This window comes from Bacillus sp. LR--39 (assembly GCF_053613335.1).
The window spans coordinates 1-677 of the sequence record NZ_JBSIOT010000968.1 but is presented as its reverse complement, the minus strand read 5'-3'; the positions used below and the strand labels follow the sequence as shown (position 1 = coordinate 677).

The following is a 677-nucleotide window of genomic DNA, read 5'->3' as shown; positions in this document are numbered from 1 at the left end:
ATAGTCGAGACCGGCTGAAATAGAGTAGGGCTCAATAATTTGTCCGAACTCATCCTGAATGAGATAAGTCAATGAACCGTGAATAACCCCTACGGTTCCTTTCGAAATAGTGGCGGCATGAAGAGGCGTATCAATTCCTTTTCCTGCTGCTTCAGCGCCGATCAGTTCAACATCTTCATTTAAAAATGCCTGAAACATACCTATCGCATTGCTTCCTCCGCCTACACATGCCACTACTTTATCAGGCAGAGTGCCTTCAATACGTTTCAACTGATCCTTCGCTTCCTCTCCGATCATTTTTTGAAATTCACGGACCACTTGCGGATAAGGATGCGGGCCGACAACTGATCCAATCATATAAAAGTGATCCTCACAATGCTGAACCCAGTACCGGATCGCCTCATTTGTGGCATCCTTCAATGTTCCGTTTCCGCTTGTTACAGGCACTACCTCCGCTCCAAGAAGCTTCATGCGGAAAACGTTCAGAGACTGGCGGGCAACATCCTCTTCACCCATAAACACAGTACAGGAAAAGCCGAATTTGGCTGCAACTGTTGCAGCGGCAACGCCATGCTGGCCGGCACCGGTTTCAGCAATGATTTTCGTTTTGCCCATTTTTTTAGCAAGCAGCGCTTGACCTAGCGCATTATTGATTTTATGAGAACCTGTATGGTTTA

1 protein-coding gene is annotated in these 677 nt (G+C 46.7%); it reads right to left on the bottom strand.

Going from position 1 to position 677, the window contains the following annotated elements; all coding sequences use genetic code 11:
* A partial coding sequence (locus ACWHAR_RS27805; protein WP_452088533.1) for a pyridoxal-phosphate dependent enzyme occupies nucleotides 1-677 on the bottom strand: 677 nt, incomplete at both ends.